This is a genomic window from Mucilaginibacter sp., from assembly GCF_028288225.1.
Taxonomy (GTDB): Bacteria; Bacteroidota; Bacteroidia; order Sphingobacteriales; family Sphingobacteriaceae; genus Mucilaginibacter.
Genome location: NZ_JAQBOC010000061.1, coordinates 82670 through 99323, shown reverse-complemented (window position 1 = coordinate 99323; position 16654 = coordinate 82670). Strand labels below are relative to the sequence as shown.

Below are 16654 nucleotides of genomic sequence, written 5' to 3'. Positions count from 1 at the left end.
CACTCAGCTTAGTCAATCTGATGTCCTGGTCAAAAAAACCGTAATCTCTATGACGTTTATATTGTTTCATTAATGCAAGATACTCAATGACAACTGATTATAATGACTATTCTTTCAACTGAGTTTTTAGAGGTTGCCTAAAGACTCTTTACTTTAAACTAATTTACAGCTTCCCTTTCGCTGCCTGCATAAATTTGCTGGCAAATACAAACGAGTTCAGTTCTTTATTATCAGTATGTGCAATTTCCTGTTTTGAGCCTTCCCACCATTTTTTACCCTCATGTAAAAACACAATATGATCGCCTATTCCCATAACTGAATTCATATCGTGTGTAACAACAACGGTAGTTATCTCATATTCCTCGGTTAGTTCATTTATTAGCTCATCTATCAGGATGGCTGTTTTGGGGTCGAGGCCTGAATTTGGCTCATCAACAAACAGGTATTTTGGCTGCATAGAGATAGCCCGCGCTATCCCTACCCTTTTTTTCATCCCTCCGGAAAGCTCAGATGGGTATAATTTATTTTTCCCCTTAAGATTAACCCTTTCCAGGCAAAAGTTAGCCCGTTCAAGCTTCTCAGCATTTGATTGTTGGGTAAACAGGTTTAACGGGAACATAATGTTCTCCTCTACCGTCATGGAATCAAACAATGCTGAGTTTTGAAAAAGCATACCTATTTCGGTACGGATCGGCACACGCTCGGTAAAATCCATTTCCGTAAAATTCTGATCATTAAAAAACACCTGTCCTTTGGTCGGATCATGCAAGCCAACAATACACTTAAGTAAAGTGGTTTTTCCTGAGCCTGAGCCACCAATAATAAGGTTATTTTTACCAGGCGAAAATTTTGCACTAATACCTTTCAGTACTTCATTATCGCCAAATGTTTTATAAATATCCTTTACCTCGATCATAACATTAAGCGTGTAATAACCAAATCGGCAAATAAAATCATTACACAACTGTATACTACACCTTTGGTAGCGGATTGCCCCACTTCCAATGCGCCCCCTGATGTATAAAATCCCTGGTAAGCACAGATGGAAGCAATGATAAAACCAAAAACAACTGCCTTAACCAGTGCAACCCTAACTGTCAGGCCATCAAAATCGCTATGTACCCCTGAGATATAATCGGCCGGGCTAACGTCGCCTGATACCACGCAGGCAATCCAGCCGCCTGTAATACCCAGGGCTATGGAAACAATAACCAGCAGAGGCACCATGGTCATCCCGGCAATAATTTTGGGAGCAATAAGGTAGCCCGGCGCATTAACACCCATAATTTCAAGCGCATCAATTTGTTCGGTAACCCGCATAGTGCCTATCTGCGATGCAATACTTGAACCCACCCGGCCTGCCAATACAAGTGATGAAATAGTTGGACTAAATTCCAGTATGGTTGAATCGCGGGCGATGCTGCCTGCAATACTGCGTGGCACCAGCGGGCTGGATAACTGAAAAGCAACCTGGATAGTGGTAGCTGCGCCTATAAACAGGGATATGATACTGATAATACCCAATGAGCCAATCCCTACAGATACCATTTCGCGCATAACTTCAGTCCAATACACTTTGAACTTTTCGGGTTTGCGGAAACTTAAATGCAGTAAGAGTATATATTTTCCTAAGCTGTGAAACATTTAAATAATTAAAATTGTGCTAAAAATACGGTTTTAAGCAATACAGTGCATTAAGCCTGTTCTCTTAATTAATATTATGCCTTTTCAGTGATAAAATTATTGATCGTATAATTGTTATTACAACTAAATAACAAACAGTTAGTTTTGGGCAATATTACCCTTGGCAAAATTTTAATTGAAAAATACAGCGTAAAATGAAACACATCCACCATTCCTTAAGGCAATTCATTTTATCTGCTATTGATTTCTTTTATACGCCCTTTAAAAATATTATTCCTTTACAAACTTTCCGGTATGCTGCCAGTGGTGGGGCAAATACCTTATTTGATATCTGCCTTTTTTCAATTGGTTATAACTTCATTTTTAAAAAGCACAATTTTGATATCGGCCATTTTACCTTAAGCCCGCATATTGCATCGCTGATATTTGCTTTTTGCTTTAGCCTGCCAACAGGGTTTTATCTTAACCGTTATGTAGTATTCCTGGAATCGGGGTTAAGGCGCAGAAGTCAGCTTATGCGATACCTGGTAGTTGTATTTATATGTGTTGTTTTTAATTACCTGCTTTTAAAACTATTTGTCGATTATTTTGGATGGTATCCTACCCCGTCAAAAGTTTTAACTACAGCCTTGGTTATTATTTTTAGCTATAGCAGCCAAACCTATTTTTTCTTTAGACCGAAGCCGAAATATTGATTTGCATCTAACGCTGTAAGTTACGAAATGGAATTACACCTGTTTCCGCTTTGGAAAACCCGGGCGGGTACTTTTTTTCACCGCTCTTTTACCCCGGTTTACCGAAAATTTAACCTGCTTTACCAAAAGCAATAATCGGCCTCTTAATATTAAATTTAGATTTGATTTATAATAACATTGGGATTTTAGATATTATTGTTTGACGGTATTAACATATAACATTTCAACTTTCAAACATTAAATAAAAAACAAATGAAAAACGCGCTAATAACAGCATCAACAAAAGGCATGGGCAGGGCAACAGCAATAGCTTTCGCAAAGGAAGGGATTAACCTGGCCATTTGCTCAAGGCACAGTGAAGACCTTGTTGCCTTTAAAGATGAGTTATCAGCTATAAATCCCAATATAAAGATCTTTACCGCCGTAGTGGATGTAAGCGTAAAACAGCAGTTGCAGGATTTTGCAAGGGCGGCAGAGCAGCAACTGGGCTTTATTAGCATAATTGTAAATAATGCAGGCATTTATGAGTACTCCAGCATATTGGATGATGCAGACGAAACGCTTGAAAAACATGTAAACACCAACCTGATGCCTGCCTATGAGCTGTACCGTTATTTTGGCAAAACTATGATAGCTGCACGCGAGGGGCACATATTCACCATCTGTTCTATAGCATCTTTAAACCCTATTGCTGAGGCAGGTACATATAGTGTAACAAAGGTTGCGCTGTTAGGTCTTAATAAAGTAATGCGGACTGAGATGCAGCAATACGGGGTAAAAGTAACCGCTATTATACCGGGCTCAACATTAACGGACTCGTGGAAGGGCATGGAGGTAGATAAAGATAAAATGGTACTGCCTGAAGACATTGCATCGGCTATTGTAAATATTTATAAAATGAGCGCCGGGGCCAATGTTGATGAAATAATAATAAAACCGGCATTCGGTCAAATATAAATCAACTCTAAAAACAAAATAAAATGAACAAAAAACTATATCGTGATGAATACCACAAAGTGTTTGGTGGTGTTTGTTCGGGCCTGGCAGAATATTTCGACATGGACGTTACTGTTATGCGCCTGTTATTTGCTTTCACCTTTTTTATAATGGGTGTGGGCTTTGGTACTTATATTATTTTATGGATAGTATTACCTAAAAAGGGTTACCTGTATAACAATTACAATAACCCTACGGTAGATTATACCGTTCCGCCTCAGCAGCCTGGTGGTCAGTTTAATAACCCACAGCAAACAGGTAATCCTTTCGGTGGCAATCCATTTGGTGATAACCCGTTTGGTGGCAATCCATTTGGTGGCAATCCGGTAGAGAATACTACTCCAAAACAAAAATCTCATGCAGGTGTCATCATAGGTTTGGTGCTTATTATGATTGGAGCAGCAATCCTGATTGATGAATTTGATCTTATCCCCGATTTTGATTTTGGCAGGTTATGGCCAATAATATTGGTTATTGTTGGCGGCTCACTGATCGTATCGGGCCAAAGAAAAGAAGCCTGGCAAAAACAAGACTGGACAACTGCACCGGAAAAAGAAGATCCTGCTGCTGAAGAACCGTCTGCCGAAGAGCCATCTGCTGAAGATCCGGAAAAACCAACAACTGATAACACTCCAACTTTATAATTACAGGCTCATGAAATGAGCTAACCTTAAAATAAAATTAAGATGAAAAACGATAAAATAATTCCGGGCACTATACTGGTACTTATAGGAGCAGCCATCCTGCTGGGTAATTTTGGATTACTGCATTTCCGTTGGTATAATATATTTCACCTGTGGCCAATATTTTTAGTTATTGCCGGTGTAAACCTTGTATTTGCACATAACAAATCAATTTGGGCAACAGTTATAAAAATAAGCGTATTGGTAATTGGCCTTGGCCTGTTGTTTTTTGGCAATTTTGGCGAACGTTATAACTTTTGGCCCCGTCATAATTTCAGTTACCGTAACGATGATTTTGATGATAACGACAGCAACAACGGTTATGATGATGATAACGACAGCAGCAGGTCTGATTTTAAAATGAGCAGCAAGGGTGCATTTAATGAGCCTTATAATGCCAGCATAAAACTTGCACGCCTTAACATAAACGGAGGCGGTACTGCTTACAATTTATCTGATACCACCAATCAGTTGTTCAGCGCCTCAACAAAGGATGGCGATAGCCGTTATACTTTCTCAAGCAGTAAAGAGGATTCTGTTTACGTGGTTAATTTTAAAATGAAGGACCGTAAAGGTTTAAATTTCGATTCGGACAAAAACAGGGCAGATATGCGGTTAAATCCAAATCCGGTTTGGGACATAAGTGTAGAAACCGGAGCTGCAAGCGTTGATTTCGACCTTTCAAAATTTAAAGTCAGGGAACTTAAATTGCATGGCGGCGCGGCATCTTTTAATGTTAAATTAGGTGCACCGTTATTACTAACTAATGTTGATATTTCAACAGGCGTATCTGGAGTAGAGGTGAGCATTCCTGAAAGTGCGGCATGCAGCATTGAAACAGATTCAGGTTTATCTGGCAATGATTTTGAAGGTTTTAATAAGACCCGCGATAATAATTACGAAACTCCCGGTTTTTCATCAGCCAAAAACAAAATACATATACATATTAGCGGCGGCCTGTCTGGCTTTACGGTAAACAGGTATTAAATAACGTTGTAAAGTTAAAATGTTGGAAGGTTGTAATGTTGTTAAATAAACGTTACAACCTTTCCGTTTTACACAGGTTTTAACCTAACTTTGATAAGTATGGAACCCTCCAATATGTACTTTCTTGTCGTTAATGGCAAACCTGAAGGGCCATTCAGCATTGAGCAGTTAAAACAACGCAAAATAAAACCGGGCGATTTTTTAAAAACCGCCGCTATGGACGACTATAAAGAAGCTCATGAAATTGCTGAGCTACGCGAACTTTTAGGCTTTAGCCGCGAGGCGCTTGTTCTTCAGTATTTTGGTAGTTTTGATCAGCGCCTGATGGCGTCTGCGCTCGATTGGTTTTTTGTTTCGGGCGTGTGTATCATCATTGTATTTATTGTTACCTTATTTGTTAGTGACAAAGCTACCCGCCTTGTAATGGTTTTCAGCCTTTTCGGCATAATACCCTTAGTAAAGTTCATTTATCATATAATAATGGAAAGCTCTGCAAAACAGGCAACCTATGGCAAGCAGATCCTAAAAATAAAAGTTTGTGATATGCAGGGCTTCCGGATAAGCCCGGTCCACGCAGCCGGTAGAAACCTGGCCAAATTACTTTCAGTGCTCACCTTTTTTATAGGTTACTTATTCAGCTTTTTCAACAAACAGCAGCAATGCCTGCACGATATGGTTGCCGGTACGTTGGTGGTGAAGGATAGATTATTTTAGTAGTTCATAGCCACTACACCTTCTGCTATGAACCATCAACTATGAATCCCAAAAACTATAGCTTTACTACATAGGTTTTGGCAAGCATATCATGCAATGCCTGGCGGTGTTCAGTAAAAAAGATGCTTAAAAACCCCGTATAAAGAAAAAAGATAGATATTGCTTTACCTGCACTCCGTAAAAGCGAATTTAAATAGCTAAGTCCCATACCATTAATATCAACAACAACCAGCCTGCATAATTTTTTTCCAATACTGCCCTTCAGTGGTGATGCTTCACAAATTGAATTGTAAAGTATTAGTGTAAGACTGAAGCTAAGCTGCAGTATCAATAAAACACGCGGCGCTTTTAGCAAGGCTTCGTATGATTGTACAACCGGAATTACATTTTTTAATACTAAAACCTTAACCACAAAGCTGGTTAAATAAGAAACAACCAGGTAATCAAAAATCCAGGCTAAAAACCGCCATCCAAATGAAGCCAGGTTATCCCCCGTAGGCAAATAGATCCCTCTCGATTCAAAATAAGGATAAAATTCTGGCAGGTCGCAGGCGTCCTGCCAGGTATCGCCTAATGGGGACAGCACCCTTGTGTGGATATCAAGATCCATTTCAGTTAACTCATCATAACTAAATGGGCCGCTTTGCTCACCATCTACTAAAATATAATAATCGTTTGTCATGTTTAATTAAGTACCGTTCAAGATATAAAAATACAGGTTATTATGTTCTTTTATCATACAATAATAAAAGTGCAATACATAGTTGTAAAGTTAAAACGATTAATAGCAAAGCTCTTAAATCTTACAGTTTTTATCGTAAACATAACCCTGGCAAAAACAACAAACTTTTGTTTTTAAAGAACGGACATTTTTAGGTGTGTAACTGATATAAATCGCAATAATCTGAAACAAATGAAAAGTTCAATGCTCTAAGTCTAAGTAGATCTTATCCTTACTTAATTTATGGCAGCACTCCTACTCAAATCAAACCGGAATATTATTCTGATCACCGTTTTAGCTTTATTGATATTTTTAGGCGGAACATTCATCCTTCACACAGTACCGCTAACCATTAAAAATAAAGTTGCCAATGGTTTGCTGGCAGATTTTGTAATTACATTTCCTGCGCTTTATTACTTTATCATAGTACGCCCTTTAAAAATTTCAGTAAGGCGAATGGCATTTGTGGTCAGTTTTTGCTGCAGCTTTGCTTATTTAGTACTTCCACAACATCAAAAAGACTATATATTGCAGATCCGGAAGCTTACCGCAGTAGCCGAGCTTCTTTTTATTATTTATGCGGTTTCTAAATTTAATACATTACGAAAAGCGTATAAAGCCAATCAACTCTTATTAACCGATCCTATTTATAATTTACGCGCTGCTATGGCCGAAGTTATAGGTGAATCCGCAGCTGTAAAAATAATAGCGTCAGAGTTAGCCGTACTCAGGTATGGCGTGCTTTTTTGGCGCAAGGAAACGCTTGCAATAAAAACAAACAGCTCTTTCAGTACCCACAAAGAGTTTGGATACGTTGCTATCTGGTGCATTTTACTAACGGCAGTTATGGTAGAAACTGTTGCATTTCATTTTTTATTAATGAAATGGAGCCATATAGCCGCCAATATAGTTACCGTCCTATCGCTTTATGGCGTTATTTTCTTTATTGCTGATCTGTCTGCGGTTATTAAAAGAAAGGTGCTGATAAATGATGAACAGATAATTTTGCGTACAGGTCTTCGCTGGCGGGTTTGCACTAACATAAGTAATATCAACTCAATTGAAAAAATCCTTTATGATTATCATTCAGCCGATCCCTTTTTTAAGGGCGGCATAAGCAAAAACAGCGGCAACATGCTTATTACATTTAAAGAGCCCGTAAAGGTTGATAAACTATACGGAGCAAGTAAAGAGGCCGGTTCTATCTTAATGAATATTGATGATTTTGAATTGTTTGCGGCAGCGCTACCGCGAGTTTAGCGCAGCGTAACTCGTGGTGCGGCAGCGGGGAGGGAAATTTAAAGGCTCAAAAAGATATAAAGTGGCAAAAACACAAGACATTAAGACAAATAGTATAAAAGTAGAAAGAACAAACTTAAAAACAACTACCGGTGGCGGCTAATAAATTAAAATGAAAGAGATTACGTTAAAAGTTAAAGATATCAAAGAATATATTTTAATACATTTTGGAAAGCTGATGACTGATAATGGGTTTTTGTATAAAAAAACAGATAACGAGTTTTTTTGCAGCAAAGGAGATTATACTTATATATTCAATATGCCACTTACTTCATGGAGCAGAAGTTATGAATTGAGTGTACGGTTATTTATCAAGCAGAAGAGAATAGAAAATGTCTACGAATCAATTTTAGGCAAGTCTCATGGTTTGACATTAAACCAAGAAATGATCGAAAGAATATATTATAGTCCGGACGGAAGAAAAATAGTAAAAGGTGACGGTATGGGTATATGGCTGGTCAAAGATAATGATATAATTAATGCAGTAGATATCCTAAACATTTATTATAATAAAATAGCTAAACCCTATTTTGAAAGGTTTAGTACACTTGGAGCCTTTGACGATTTTATGAATAATCCGCCATTTGATCATAGCCCTGCTTACATCGGTAGCACTACCAATGAACGTTGTATGAAAGGGTTGATTGTGGCAAAACTTGTAAATAACCCTAACTATGAAAAGCTGGTTGCCATTTACGATGAACTTATTAAAAGGACGCTAAGCGACGTACAGCCTGATTCTATAACAAATTATAATAAAGTAAAAGAATATTTAGAACATAATAAACTGCCGCTTAAAGGATAACTAAAAGCAATTTAAGAAACCGCCGCTGCCGCGTCCCATACTGCCGCAAGAGCTTTTCCCCACCGCTGCCGCGAGTTTAGCACCGTCTAACTCGTCGTATAGCAGTGCTGAAGCTCTCAGCTTCATAGTATTAATACTAAAATACCAATAAAATGCTTTTTGGCTCGTAAGCTGAAAGCTTACTACATGCCGCACCACGAGTTACGCTACGCTAAACTCGCGGCAGCACAAAAAAAAGGAGCGGCTGGCACCGCTCCCATATATTTAAGCTTTAAGCTTTTACCTCAATTAGTAACGGTAATACTCTGGTTTAAACGGCCCATCAACCGTTACGCCAATGTATTCAGCCTGATCCTGGTCTAAAACTTCCAGCTCAACACCAATTTTGGCAAGGTGTAAACGGGCAACTTTTTCATCAAGGTGTTTTGGCAGGGTGTAAACCTTGTTTTCGTATTTATCACCATTGTTCCAAAGTTCTAATTGAGCTAAAGTTTGGTTGGTAAACGAGTTGCTCATTACAAAGCTTGGGTGACCAGTTGCGCAACCTAAATTTACCAAACGGCCTTCAGCTAAAACAATAACATCTTTACCATTAATGGTATATTTATCAACCTGTGGCTTTATTTCAATTTTAGTATTGCCATAAGCACCGTTTAACCAGGCCATATCAATCTCGTTGTCAAAGTGACCAATGTTACAAACAATGGCTTTATCCTTTAAAGCGCGGAAATGCTGTTCGCGAACAATGTTTTTGTTACCCGTTGCGGTAACTACAATATCAGCTTCGGTAATAGCGGTGTCAAGCTTCTTAACTTCAAAGCCTTCCATAGCTGCCTGTAAAGCGCATATAGGGTCAATTTCTGTAACAATAACACGTACACCTGAATTACGTAATGAATCGGCAGAACCTTTACCTACGTCGCCATAACCGCAAACAACAGCCACTTTACCGGCCATCATTACATCTGTAGCACGGCGGATGGCATCAACCAATGATTCGCGGCAACCGTATTTATTATCAAATTTTGATTTGGTAACAGAGTCGTTAACGTTAATGGCAGGCATTGGAAGCGTACCGGCTTTTACGCGCTCATATAAGCGGTGTACACCTGTAGTAGTTTCTTCTGACAAACCTTTAATACCTCCAATAAGCTCAGGGTATTTATCTAAAACCATATTAGTTAAATCGCCGCCATCATCCAATATCATGTTCAATGGCTTGCGGTCTTCACCAAAAAATAAGGTTTGCTCAATGCACCAGTCAAACTCTTCGGCGTTCATGCCTTTCCAGGCGTAAACAGAAACACCGGCAGCAGCAATGGCAGCAGCAGCATGATCCTGCGTTGAAAATATATTACATGATGACCAGGTAACTTCAGCACCTAGTTCGATCAATGTTTCGATCAGCACAGCAGTCTGGATAGTCATGTGCAAACAGCCGGCAATACGAGCACCTTTTAATGCTTTTGACGGGCCATACTCTTTACGTAAAGCCATTAAGCCAGGCATTTCAGCTTCGGCTAATTCAATTTCTTTTCGACCCCATTGAGCCAATGAAAAGTCTTTTACCTTGTATTTGGTATAAGCGGTCTCTACTGATGACATAGTTTTTTGTTTTTTTCCAAAGGTAAGGCATAGGTTCATCAAAATGAAATTTGCCCGTACAAGTTGGACCTATTGCATTACGAAGTTGTCATATGGCAAGTCCGGAACGTTCATTAGTTTAATGGTTCATTGGTATTGTCCTGCGGGATCATCTGTTGGCTCATTATCGTTTCAGAATTCTGGTTGAATTAATCCCCCATAAGAAGGTATTGAACTTTGCACTAATGAACTAATGAACTGTCCGCCTAAACCTCAATAACCTTTTGCTCATGCTTTGGCAGCTTATTAGCCTGTGCCAACTTATTGTTTTGGGTCATGGAAAGGATTCCGTTATAAACAGCGCCGTTTTCAACGGTAAGGGTTTGGGTCCTTATCTCGCCGGTAACTTTACCCGTTGCTTTAATTTCGAGAGAATTGGTTTGGATATTGCCGTTTACATCGCCGTAAACAACCATTTCTTTGGTGATAATGTTACCGATTACCGATCCATTTTCGCCTAAAATCAGGCCTTCATCAACTATTACATCCCCGGTTATCTGCCCATCAATACGAACATAGGAAGGCGCTTTCAGATTTCCATCAAAAATACACCCATCACTTATTAATGTTGATATGGATTGCAGGTCCAACGCAACTTTTTCCTTTTTTGAAAATAATGCCATTGTTTTGTTCCGGTTATTAATTATTAAGTGTAAGAAATTTAATAGGGTTTATTGCCTTGCCATTTTTGCGCACCTCATAATGCAAATGATTACCTGTTGAATGCCCGGTTGAGCCTACCTCGCCAATTTTTTGGCCAACGGCAACTTCCTGACCAACTTTTACCGTAATACGCGACAAATGCCCGTATAAGGTTTCAAAATTATTGGCATGTTCTATCCGCACGCAATTGCCGTAACCGCCATAGCGCCCGGCAAAAACAACCTTGCCTGTGGCGGTGCATTTAGCTTCATCGCCCCGGTTGCCTTTAAAATCAATACCCGGATGAAATTCCGCGCTTGCTGAATTAAAGGGATCACTGCGATAACCAAAATAAGAGGTTAATGAGCTAACACGGGGATAGCCCATCGGCGTAAATGCTACGGTATGCACCAGTCGGTTTAAATATTCATCGTATAATGAATAGGTTTCTTCGTCGCTAAGTTTAGTGGCCTCGGCATTACCATTGCCACCAACTGCTTTTGTTGCAAAGCCTTTTAAGCCACGTTTTTTAAGATAATTATTAATGGTTTGAAGTTTTACCTCAATAGATTGTATATAGTTTTGGGCCGTGGCAGCCTTTTTTTCTTCTATATTAGCGGGAGGTACTTCGCCTTTAAGCTTTGTTAACTGTGCTACAAGATATTGATTTTCTTCTTCGCGCTCCTGATTTTTATGGCTCAAATAAATTACAGATAGTGTAAGAGTGGTAATAACAGCTAAAACACTAAGCAGGTAATGCTTAATCCGGCTAATATGTTTTGTTTTGATCTGTAAAGTTTGAGAACCTTCTTTATTTTTGTTTACTATAATAACTGTGCTTACGTCAGACGGCTTCAATTTCATCGTGATTATTTAATTAGGGATTGCAAGATAACTAATAGGGTTAAAAAAACAAAATGATGTTTTTGTTATGAAATAACTCATTAAATTAACCTTTCTTCTTCCTGTCCTTCATACTTTCCCAACATTTGGACCCTTATCAAACGTCAGCAAATTGTTATTATTCTTATTTTTAAAATTTAACTGGTAATCATTTGTTATTTTTGTATTGAAATTTAGAAAAGAGAAAGATGTATCCAGAATATTTAGTAGCCCCAATGCGGGAAGAACTTACAAGGGTTGGCTTTGAAGAGTTGAAAGATGCAGATGCAGTTACCAAAGCTATTGAAAGCGAAGGCACAGTGCTTGTGATGGTAAATTCAGTGTGCGGTTGCGCTGCAGCCAATGCACGCCCTGCTGCACGTATGGCGGCACAAAGTGAAAAACATCCTGATAAACTGGTAACAGTTTTTGCAGGTATGGAAGCCGATGCTGTTAATAAGGCACGTGCCTATATGCTGCCTTATCCTCCATCATCACCAGCTATAGCTTTATTTAAAGATGGCAAATTGGTTCATATTATCGAGCGCCATCAAATTGAAGGCCGTCCGGCACAAATGATTGCTGATAACCTTATTGGTGCGTTTGAACAATATTGCTAAAGAGTTTTTATACCTAATAAATAAAACCCGGCTTGCGCTGCAAACCGGGTTTTTTGTTTACCTTGTAGCCATACCGTCAACTATTATCTGGCAGCCTGCTGTGAAGTTACAGCCGAGGGGTTAACATTCTAATTCTTACTATACTGCAGCTCTAACGGAATTGCAACCGAATGCTTTTTTTCAATATTACCAGGAGTTACGTATTCAAGCTCCAGCTTGCGGTCGCCATCCTTCTGAAAGTATTCAACCCTGATTGGATAAAACCCTTTTTTCAATGGCAATATGAATGATTTACCGCCACGGGTACCATGTAATCCGTTATAATCTATCAAAAGCTGGTCATTTAAGTATAATTTTGAGCCATCGTCAGAGTCTAATCCCAAAATATAATAGCCTTCCTCTTTTACCTCTATGTAGCCATCAATAAGCAGGGCAAAATTATTTTGCCGGGGTAATTTAGTAATATTAAAACTGCTGTCGGTAATACCCTGCTTAATTGGTTTTAAGGTTTTAAAATCGGGCAGCTTATCCCAGGTTCCTTCATAGTAAGCATAATGAAAGCCACCCGGCTTACTATTTTTTATTTTCGCTACCGCTGGTAAAAACTCTCCTGCTTTAAAATCCCCGCTTGCCGCTCTATCATATTTGGCCCAACTGGTAAATTGCTTTAAGATTACTTTACCGGGAGCCGTTAAAATGATCTCGCGCTTCATTATTGCCGAAGTTAATTCAGGCTCAGTGCCATCGGTAGTGTAATGTACTTTGGACGTATCGGCAAAATACCAGACCTTGATTGGCTTATCTTTCAAAATAATACCATTGGTTGGGTGAAACTGAATTGAATTTGGATTATAACCACTGTAGCTAAACTTTAACCCATCGTACATACTTTTAAGCCTTACCGAACCATGCGTTTCATCGGGATAACCTGAAACCTTCCAGCTTAAACCAGCAGGTGCATCCTTTTTAAGCATACTATCTACCGGCGGGATCCCCATTCCGGTCATCCCCTCTCCTTCGCGTCCGGTTATAAAAAAGCTTTTATTTAAGTTGGCCAGCGATGCCACCTTGTCTTTAATCTGTTTATGCATAATACGCTTATCCCACCAAAAACTTGGATCGGCGGCGATGTACGATTTAAAAAGTTGTGGCTCATTCAACAACGCATAAGCAACAAAAACGCCGCCAAATGAATGCCCGAACAAAATATTATCCCCATCAGCCGGATAAGTTTTATTTACATAAGGGATCAGTTCATCCTTCAAAAAGCTTAAAAATTTATCGGCCCCGCCTGATGTTTTTGTGTCATCAACATGGGTAGGTAAAAAGTCACGGTTGCGGTCGGTATTTAAAACGCCAACAACAATTGTTGATGGCATGCCCCCCTCGCCCTCAATAAACTGCTGAACCTGCGTCATCAGTTTTGTGTTCCAGTCGCCATCAAGCACATACACCACATCGTATTTATCCGCGCTTCCGGGTTTATATTTTTCCGGTAACACTACCTGGATAACTCTTTTCTCTTTTAGTATTGCTGAATTAATAGAATCCCGTTTCCCGGGCAGATCCTGAGCGCCGGCATAGTTAATTAAGCCGCAAATAATAATTACCTGCAGTATTAAAAAAGAGTAGATCTTATTCATTGTGAAGATTTTTATGGTTTAGCAGTATGACGATAAATTCTATAAACTAGTTACAGCATCAGCATATTTTCTTTATGTTAAATGTAGCATTTTGCAGAAATTATTTATCACCGAGCCGCAGCTGGATTTAGTTTATTAATTCAATTGTTCATTAGTATTTTATAGTTCGTGGTTGATAGTTTGAAGCATTTTTAGCTAATCTCTGGTCTCTAATTACTCTGTTTTAAGACTATTCACCGGGTTCATCAGCGCTGCTTTAATACTTTGGTAACTCACGGTAAGTATGGTGATGATAATAGCCCCTACAGCTGTGCCGGTAAAGATCCACCAGGATAGCTCGGCCCTGTATTTGTAATCCTGCAACCAGCCGTGCATAAAGTAATAGGCTGTAGGTATGGCTATAAGCAATGAAATACCCACAAGGATGATAAAATCAAAGGACATTAAGCGCCATAAACTGAATATGGAGGCACCCAGCACTTTCCGGACACCGATCTCTTTGGTGCGTTGTTCGGCCATGAACGATGCCATTCCAAACAAGCCCAGGCAGCTGATGAAGATAGCCAGCACAGCGAATGTACTCGCCAGCTTGCCTACCCGTTCCTCATCTGCAAATTTCTTGGCATATTCATCGTCTGCAAAACGATAAGCAAACGGCACTGACGGGGAGTAGGTTTTGCTTACTTCCGCAATTTTCTCAAGTGCATTATGGGTACTCACTTTGGGATTTACCCGCACAATTACATCATCAAACCCGCCACGTTCCAAATAAAAAAGCGTTTGTTTAGCCGGTTCATAAGGCGATGCCATTACCATATCTTTTACAACGCCGATAATGCTTAAGCTTCTTTTGCCAGCTTGTACTAATTTGCCAACGGGGTTTTTAAGCCCCATATATTTAACAGCGGCTTCGTTTAATATCACCGCTATAGAATCGCTAATGTTCGCCCTCTCAAAATCACGGCCGAGGGTGAATTGCCAGCCTACTGTTTTGCCATACTCACTGGTTATGGCAATGTTAGCAAAACTAGTCGTCATTGCCGGGTCTTTACCTGTCCAGCTAACGTCTCCCCTGTTATTATTTATTCCCGTGGTCGAACTTGTGGAACCTGTTACTTCGGAAACCATACCCGATGCAAGCAAATCTGTGCGGAAAGCATTAAAGTTTTTATGCAGGTCATCATTGGTAAGCGGTATATCAACAAGGCCATCGCGGGTATAGCCTACCGGGCGATTTTTGGCAAATTGTATTTGTTTAAATACAACGATGGTGCCGATAATTAACACAACTGATACCGCAAACTGGATAACTACCAGCACTTTGCGCGGAAGCGCCGCAAACCTGCCGGCTTTAAAAGTACCCTTTAACACTTTAACCGGCTGGAACGAAGAAAGATAAAACGCAGGGTAGCTGCCGGCAATTATTCCTGTAAACAGGGTAAACCCTGCACCCATCATCCAGAACAACGGACTGCTCCACAAAATGGACATTTGTTTACCGGCGATATTATTAAAGTAAGGCATTGCCAGCGCTGCTATTACAAGCGAAAAGGCAAACGCCAACACAGCAATCAGAAGCGACTCACAGAAGAACTGGCTGATAAGCTGGCCCCTTAATGAGCCGATGGCTTTACGGATACCCACTTCTTTCGACCGCTTTTCGCTGCGGGCAGTGCTTAAATTCATAAAGTTGATGCAGGCCAGCAGCAGCACAAACAGCCCAATTGTACCAAATAACCAAACATTGGTGATTGCCCCGCCCGCATTTACGCCATTTTTAAATTCGGAATACAAGTGCCATTTGCTCATGGGCTGCAGAAAAACTGCAGGTTTGGTTTTGACAAGCCCTGGGTCGGCATGTTTAAGTACTACGTTTTTCATCTTTTCAGATAGCTTAATCATGTCGGCATTATCTGCTATCTGCACATACAGCATTAAGGAGTTGTCATTCCAATTAGCGGGGTCACGGTCTATCCAATCTTTATTGTTAACATAAAATTGCCAGGGCAGCATAAACGTAACATCGTGAAAGCTGGTGTTACGGGGCAGGTCGGCATAAACGCCCGAAACATTAAAAAAAGCTTTATTATCAAGCTTTATGGTTTTACCCATCGGGTCAGCATCGCCAAATAAAGCCTTTGCTACCGTTTGCGATAGCAATACTGACGAGGGCGTGTTTAAACCAGTCCGGTTGCCTTTAAGCATATTTAACGATAGCATTTCCGGCGCCTCTTCGCCGATAAAGCTTCCGGCGAAGGCCACATTTTTATCCCCTAAGCTTAACGTATGGGTATCATTCCAGGATGCCATAACAATATGTTTAAAGTCACTGCCGTAGGTTTTCTGCATTTCAGCACCGAGCGGCAACGGAATAGCGTTTCCTGTATAAATTTCGCCATTAACGGTACGGTTCTCCATAACGCTGGCAATACGGCTATAATTCTGGTGATATTTATCAAATGAGAGTTCGTCCCATATCCAAAACCCTATCAGCATAGCTACTGCCATACCAACTGAAAGCCCTCCAATGTTAATTGATGAGGAAGCCTTGTTCTTTACAATGTTACGCCAGGCAATTTTTAAATAGTTCTTTATCATTTTATTTAGTCATTTGTCATTGTGTCATTAGTCATTGGTTTGCAGGTCTACGGCTATTAATCATCTTTTTAGTGGCTCCAC

General features: G+C 39.8%; 16 protein-coding genes. 8 read left to right on the top strand and 8 right to left on the bottom strand.

From position 1 onward, the window contains the following. Positions 1 to 163 precede the first annotated feature (163 nt). Positions 164 to 916, bottom strand: a complete 753-nt coding sequence (locus JWQ54_RS18940) for an ABC transporter ATP-binding protein (protein ID WP_299587981.1) — start codon at positions 914 to 916, stop codon at positions 164 to 166. Further along, on the bottom strand, positions 913 to 1644 hold the full coding sequence (locus JWQ54_RS18935; RefSeq protein WP_299587979.1) for an ABC transporter permease: 732 nt from the start codon (positions 1642 to 1644) through the stop codon (positions 913 to 915). The genes JWQ54_RS18940 and JWQ54_RS18935 overlap by 4 nt, the downstream gene beginning before the upstream one ends. Before the next feature lie 194 nt (positions 1645 to 1838). Here JWQ54_RS18935 and JWQ54_RS18930 point away from each other — a divergent pair, with 194 nt between their 5' ends. The 5 genes from JWQ54_RS18930 to JWQ54_RS18910 all read left to right on the top strand — a co-directional run bounded on the left by JWQ54_RS18930 (position 1839) and on the right by JWQ54_RS18910 (position 5719). Next, a complete protein-coding gene (locus tag JWQ54_RS18930) occupies positions 1839 to 2339 on the top strand; it encodes a GtrA family protein (RefSeq protein WP_299587976.1) in 501 nt (166 codons plus the stop codon). A 252-nt stretch (positions 2340 to 2591) separates the two neighbouring features. Continuing rightward, positions 2592 to 3296, top strand: a complete 705-nt coding sequence (locus tag JWQ54_RS18925) for an SDR family oxidoreductase (RefSeq protein ID WP_299587973.1) — start codon at positions 2592 to 2594, stop codon at positions 3294 to 3296. A 23-nt stretch (positions 3297 to 3319) separates the two neighbouring features. Continuing rightward, positions 3320 to 3979: a PspC domain-containing protein gene (locus JWQ54_RS18920; RefSeq protein ID WP_299587971.1), complete on the top strand. Its 660-nt coding sequence runs from the start codon at positions 3320 to 3322 to the stop codon at positions 3977 to 3979. Positions 3980 to 4021: 42 nt separating this feature from the next. After that, positions 4022 to 5005 (top strand): DUF5668 domain-containing protein, encoded by a 984-nt coding sequence (locus JWQ54_RS18915; protein WP_299587968.1) that lies wholly within the window; start codon positions 4022 to 4024, stop codon positions 5003 to 5005. Between the two features lie 99 nt (positions 5006 to 5104). After that, positions 5105 to 5719: an RDD family protein gene (locus tag JWQ54_RS18910; protein ID WP_299587966.1), complete on the top strand. Its 615-nt coding sequence runs from the start codon at positions 5105 to 5107 to the stop codon at positions 5717 to 5719. 55 nt (positions 5720 to 5774) lie between these two features. Here JWQ54_RS18910 and JWQ54_RS18905 read toward each other — a convergent pair whose 3' ends face one another. Further along, positions 5775 to 6401 carry an RDD family protein gene (locus JWQ54_RS18905; RefSeq protein WP_299587964.1) on the bottom strand — a complete coding sequence of 209 codons (627 nt, stop codon included), beginning with the start codon at positions 6399 to 6401 and terminating at the stop codon, positions 5775 to 5777. A 282-nt stretch (positions 6402 to 6683) separates the two neighbouring features. On the opposite strand from JWQ54_RS18905, the gene JWQ54_RS18900 reads away from it, so the two are divergent. Next, positions 6684 to 7700 carry a hypothetical protein gene (locus JWQ54_RS18900; protein ID WP_299587962.1) on the top strand — a complete coding sequence of 339 codons (1017 nt, stop codon included), beginning with the start codon at positions 6684 to 6686 and terminating at the stop codon, positions 7698 to 7700. Between the two features lie 151 nt (positions 7701 to 7851). Then, positions 7852 to 8544, top strand: coding sequence for a hypothetical protein (locus JWQ54_RS18895; protein ID WP_299587959.1), 693 nt, complete (start codon positions 7852 to 7854; stop codon positions 8542 to 8544). A 288-nt stretch (positions 8545 to 8832) separates the two neighbouring features. On the opposite strand, the gene ahcY is transcribed toward JWQ54_RS18895, so the two are convergent. From ahcY to JWQ54_RS18880, 3 genes are all read right to left on the bottom strand, one after another. Continuing rightward, the gene (gene ahcY, locus JWQ54_RS18890) at positions 8833 to 10149 is read right to left on the bottom strand and encodes an adenosylhomocysteinase (protein WP_299587956.1); all 1317 of its coding nucleotides are present in this window, start codon (positions 10147 to 10149) and stop codon (positions 8833 to 8835) included. Positions 10150 to 10394: 245 nt separating this feature from the next. Then, positions 10395 to 10811 carry a polymer-forming cytoskeletal protein gene (locus JWQ54_RS18885; RefSeq protein ID WP_299587953.1) on the bottom strand — a complete coding sequence of 139 codons (417 nt, stop codon included), beginning with the start codon at positions 10809 to 10811 and terminating at the stop codon, positions 10395 to 10397. 16 nt (positions 10812 to 10827) lie between these two features. Beyond that, a complete protein-coding gene (locus JWQ54_RS18880; RefSeq protein WP_299587950.1) occupies positions 10828 to 11694 on the bottom strand; it encodes a M23 family metallopeptidase in 867 nt (288 codons plus the stop codon). Positions 11695 to 11921: 227 nt separating this feature from the next. On the opposite strand from JWQ54_RS18880, the gene JWQ54_RS18875 reads away from it, so the two are divergent. Then, entirely contained in the window at positions 11922 to 12332 is a 411-nt protein-coding gene (locus JWQ54_RS18875) for a BrxA/BrxB family bacilliredoxin (RefSeq protein WP_299587947.1), read from the top strand. A 128-nt stretch (positions 12333 to 12460) separates the two neighbouring features. Here the strand turns inward: JWQ54_RS18875 and JWQ54_RS18870 are convergent, their stop codons facing one another. Then, positions 12461 to 13975 carry an alpha/beta hydrolase-fold protein gene (locus JWQ54_RS18870; protein ID WP_299587945.1) on the bottom strand — a complete coding sequence of 505 codons (1515 nt, stop codon included), beginning with the start codon at positions 13973 to 13975 and terminating at the stop codon, positions 12461 to 12463. A gap of 213 nt (positions 13976 to 14188) precedes the next feature. Continuing rightward, entirely contained in the window at positions 14189 to 16573 is a 2385-nt protein-coding gene (locus JWQ54_RS18865) for an ABC transporter permease (protein WP_299587942.1), read from the bottom strand. Positions 16574 to 16654: the final 81 nt, after the last annotated feature.

Excerpts from the sequence above, each read along its gene's own strand:
- JWQ54_RS18940 (WP_299587981.1), bottom strand. The coding sequence starts at position 916 with ATGATCGAGGTAAAGGATATTTATAAAACATTTGGCGATAATGAAGTA.
- JWQ54_RS18935 (WP_299587979.1), bottom strand. The coding sequence starts at position 1,644 with ATGTTTCACAGCTTAGGAAAATATATACTCTTACTGCATTTAAGTTTC.
- JWQ54_RS18930 (WP_299587976.1), top strand. The coding sequence starts at position 1,839 with ATGAAACACATCCACCATTCCTTAAGGCAATTCATTTTATCTGCTATT.
- JWQ54_RS18925 (WP_299587973.1), top strand. The coding sequence starts at position 2,592 with ATGAAAAACGCGCTAATAACAGCATCAACAAAAGGCATGGGCAGGGCA.
- JWQ54_RS18920 (WP_299587971.1), top strand. The coding sequence starts at position 3,320 with ATGAACAAAAAACTATATCGTGATGAATACCACAAAGTGTTTGGTGGT.
- JWQ54_RS18915 (WP_299587968.1), top strand. The coding sequence starts at position 4,022 with ATGAAAAACGATAAAATAATTCCGGGCACTATACTGGTACTTATAGGA.
- JWQ54_RS18910 (WP_299587966.1), top strand. The coding sequence starts at position 5,105 with ATGGAACCCTCCAATATGTACTTTCTTGTCGTTAATGGCAAACCTGAA.
- JWQ54_RS18905 (WP_299587964.1), bottom strand. The coding sequence starts at position 6,401 with ATGACAAACGATTATTATATTTTAGTAGATGGTGAGCAAAGCGGCCCA.
- JWQ54_RS18900 (WP_299587962.1), top strand. The coding sequence starts at position 6,684 with ATGGCAGCACTCCTACTCAAATCAAACCGGAATATTATTCTGATCACC.
- JWQ54_RS18895 (WP_299587959.1), top strand. The coding sequence starts at position 7,852 with ATGAAAGAGATTACGTTAAAAGTTAAAGATATCAAAGAATATATTTTA.
- ahcY (WP_299587956.1), bottom strand. The coding sequence starts at position 10,149 with ATGTCATCAGTAGAGACCGCTTATACCAAATACAAGGTAAAAGACTTT.
- JWQ54_RS18885 (WP_299587953.1), bottom strand. The coding sequence starts at position 10,811 with ATGGCATTATTTTCAAAAAAGGAAAAAGTTGCGTTGGACCTGCAATCC.
- JWQ54_RS18880 (WP_299587950.1), bottom strand. The coding sequence starts at position 11,694 with ATGAAATTGAAGCCGTCTGACGTAAGCACAGTTATTATAGTAAACAAA.
- JWQ54_RS18875 (WP_299587947.1), top strand. The coding sequence starts at position 11,922 with ATGTATCCAGAATATTTAGTAGCCCCAATGCGGGAAGAACTTACAAGG.
- JWQ54_RS18870 (WP_299587945.1), bottom strand. The coding sequence starts at position 13,975 with ATGAATAAGATCTACTCTTTTTTAATACTGCAGGTAATTATTATTTGC.
- JWQ54_RS18865 (WP_299587942.1), bottom strand. The coding sequence starts at position 16,573 with ATGATAAAGAACTATTTAAAAATTGCCTGGCGTAACATTGTAAAGAAC.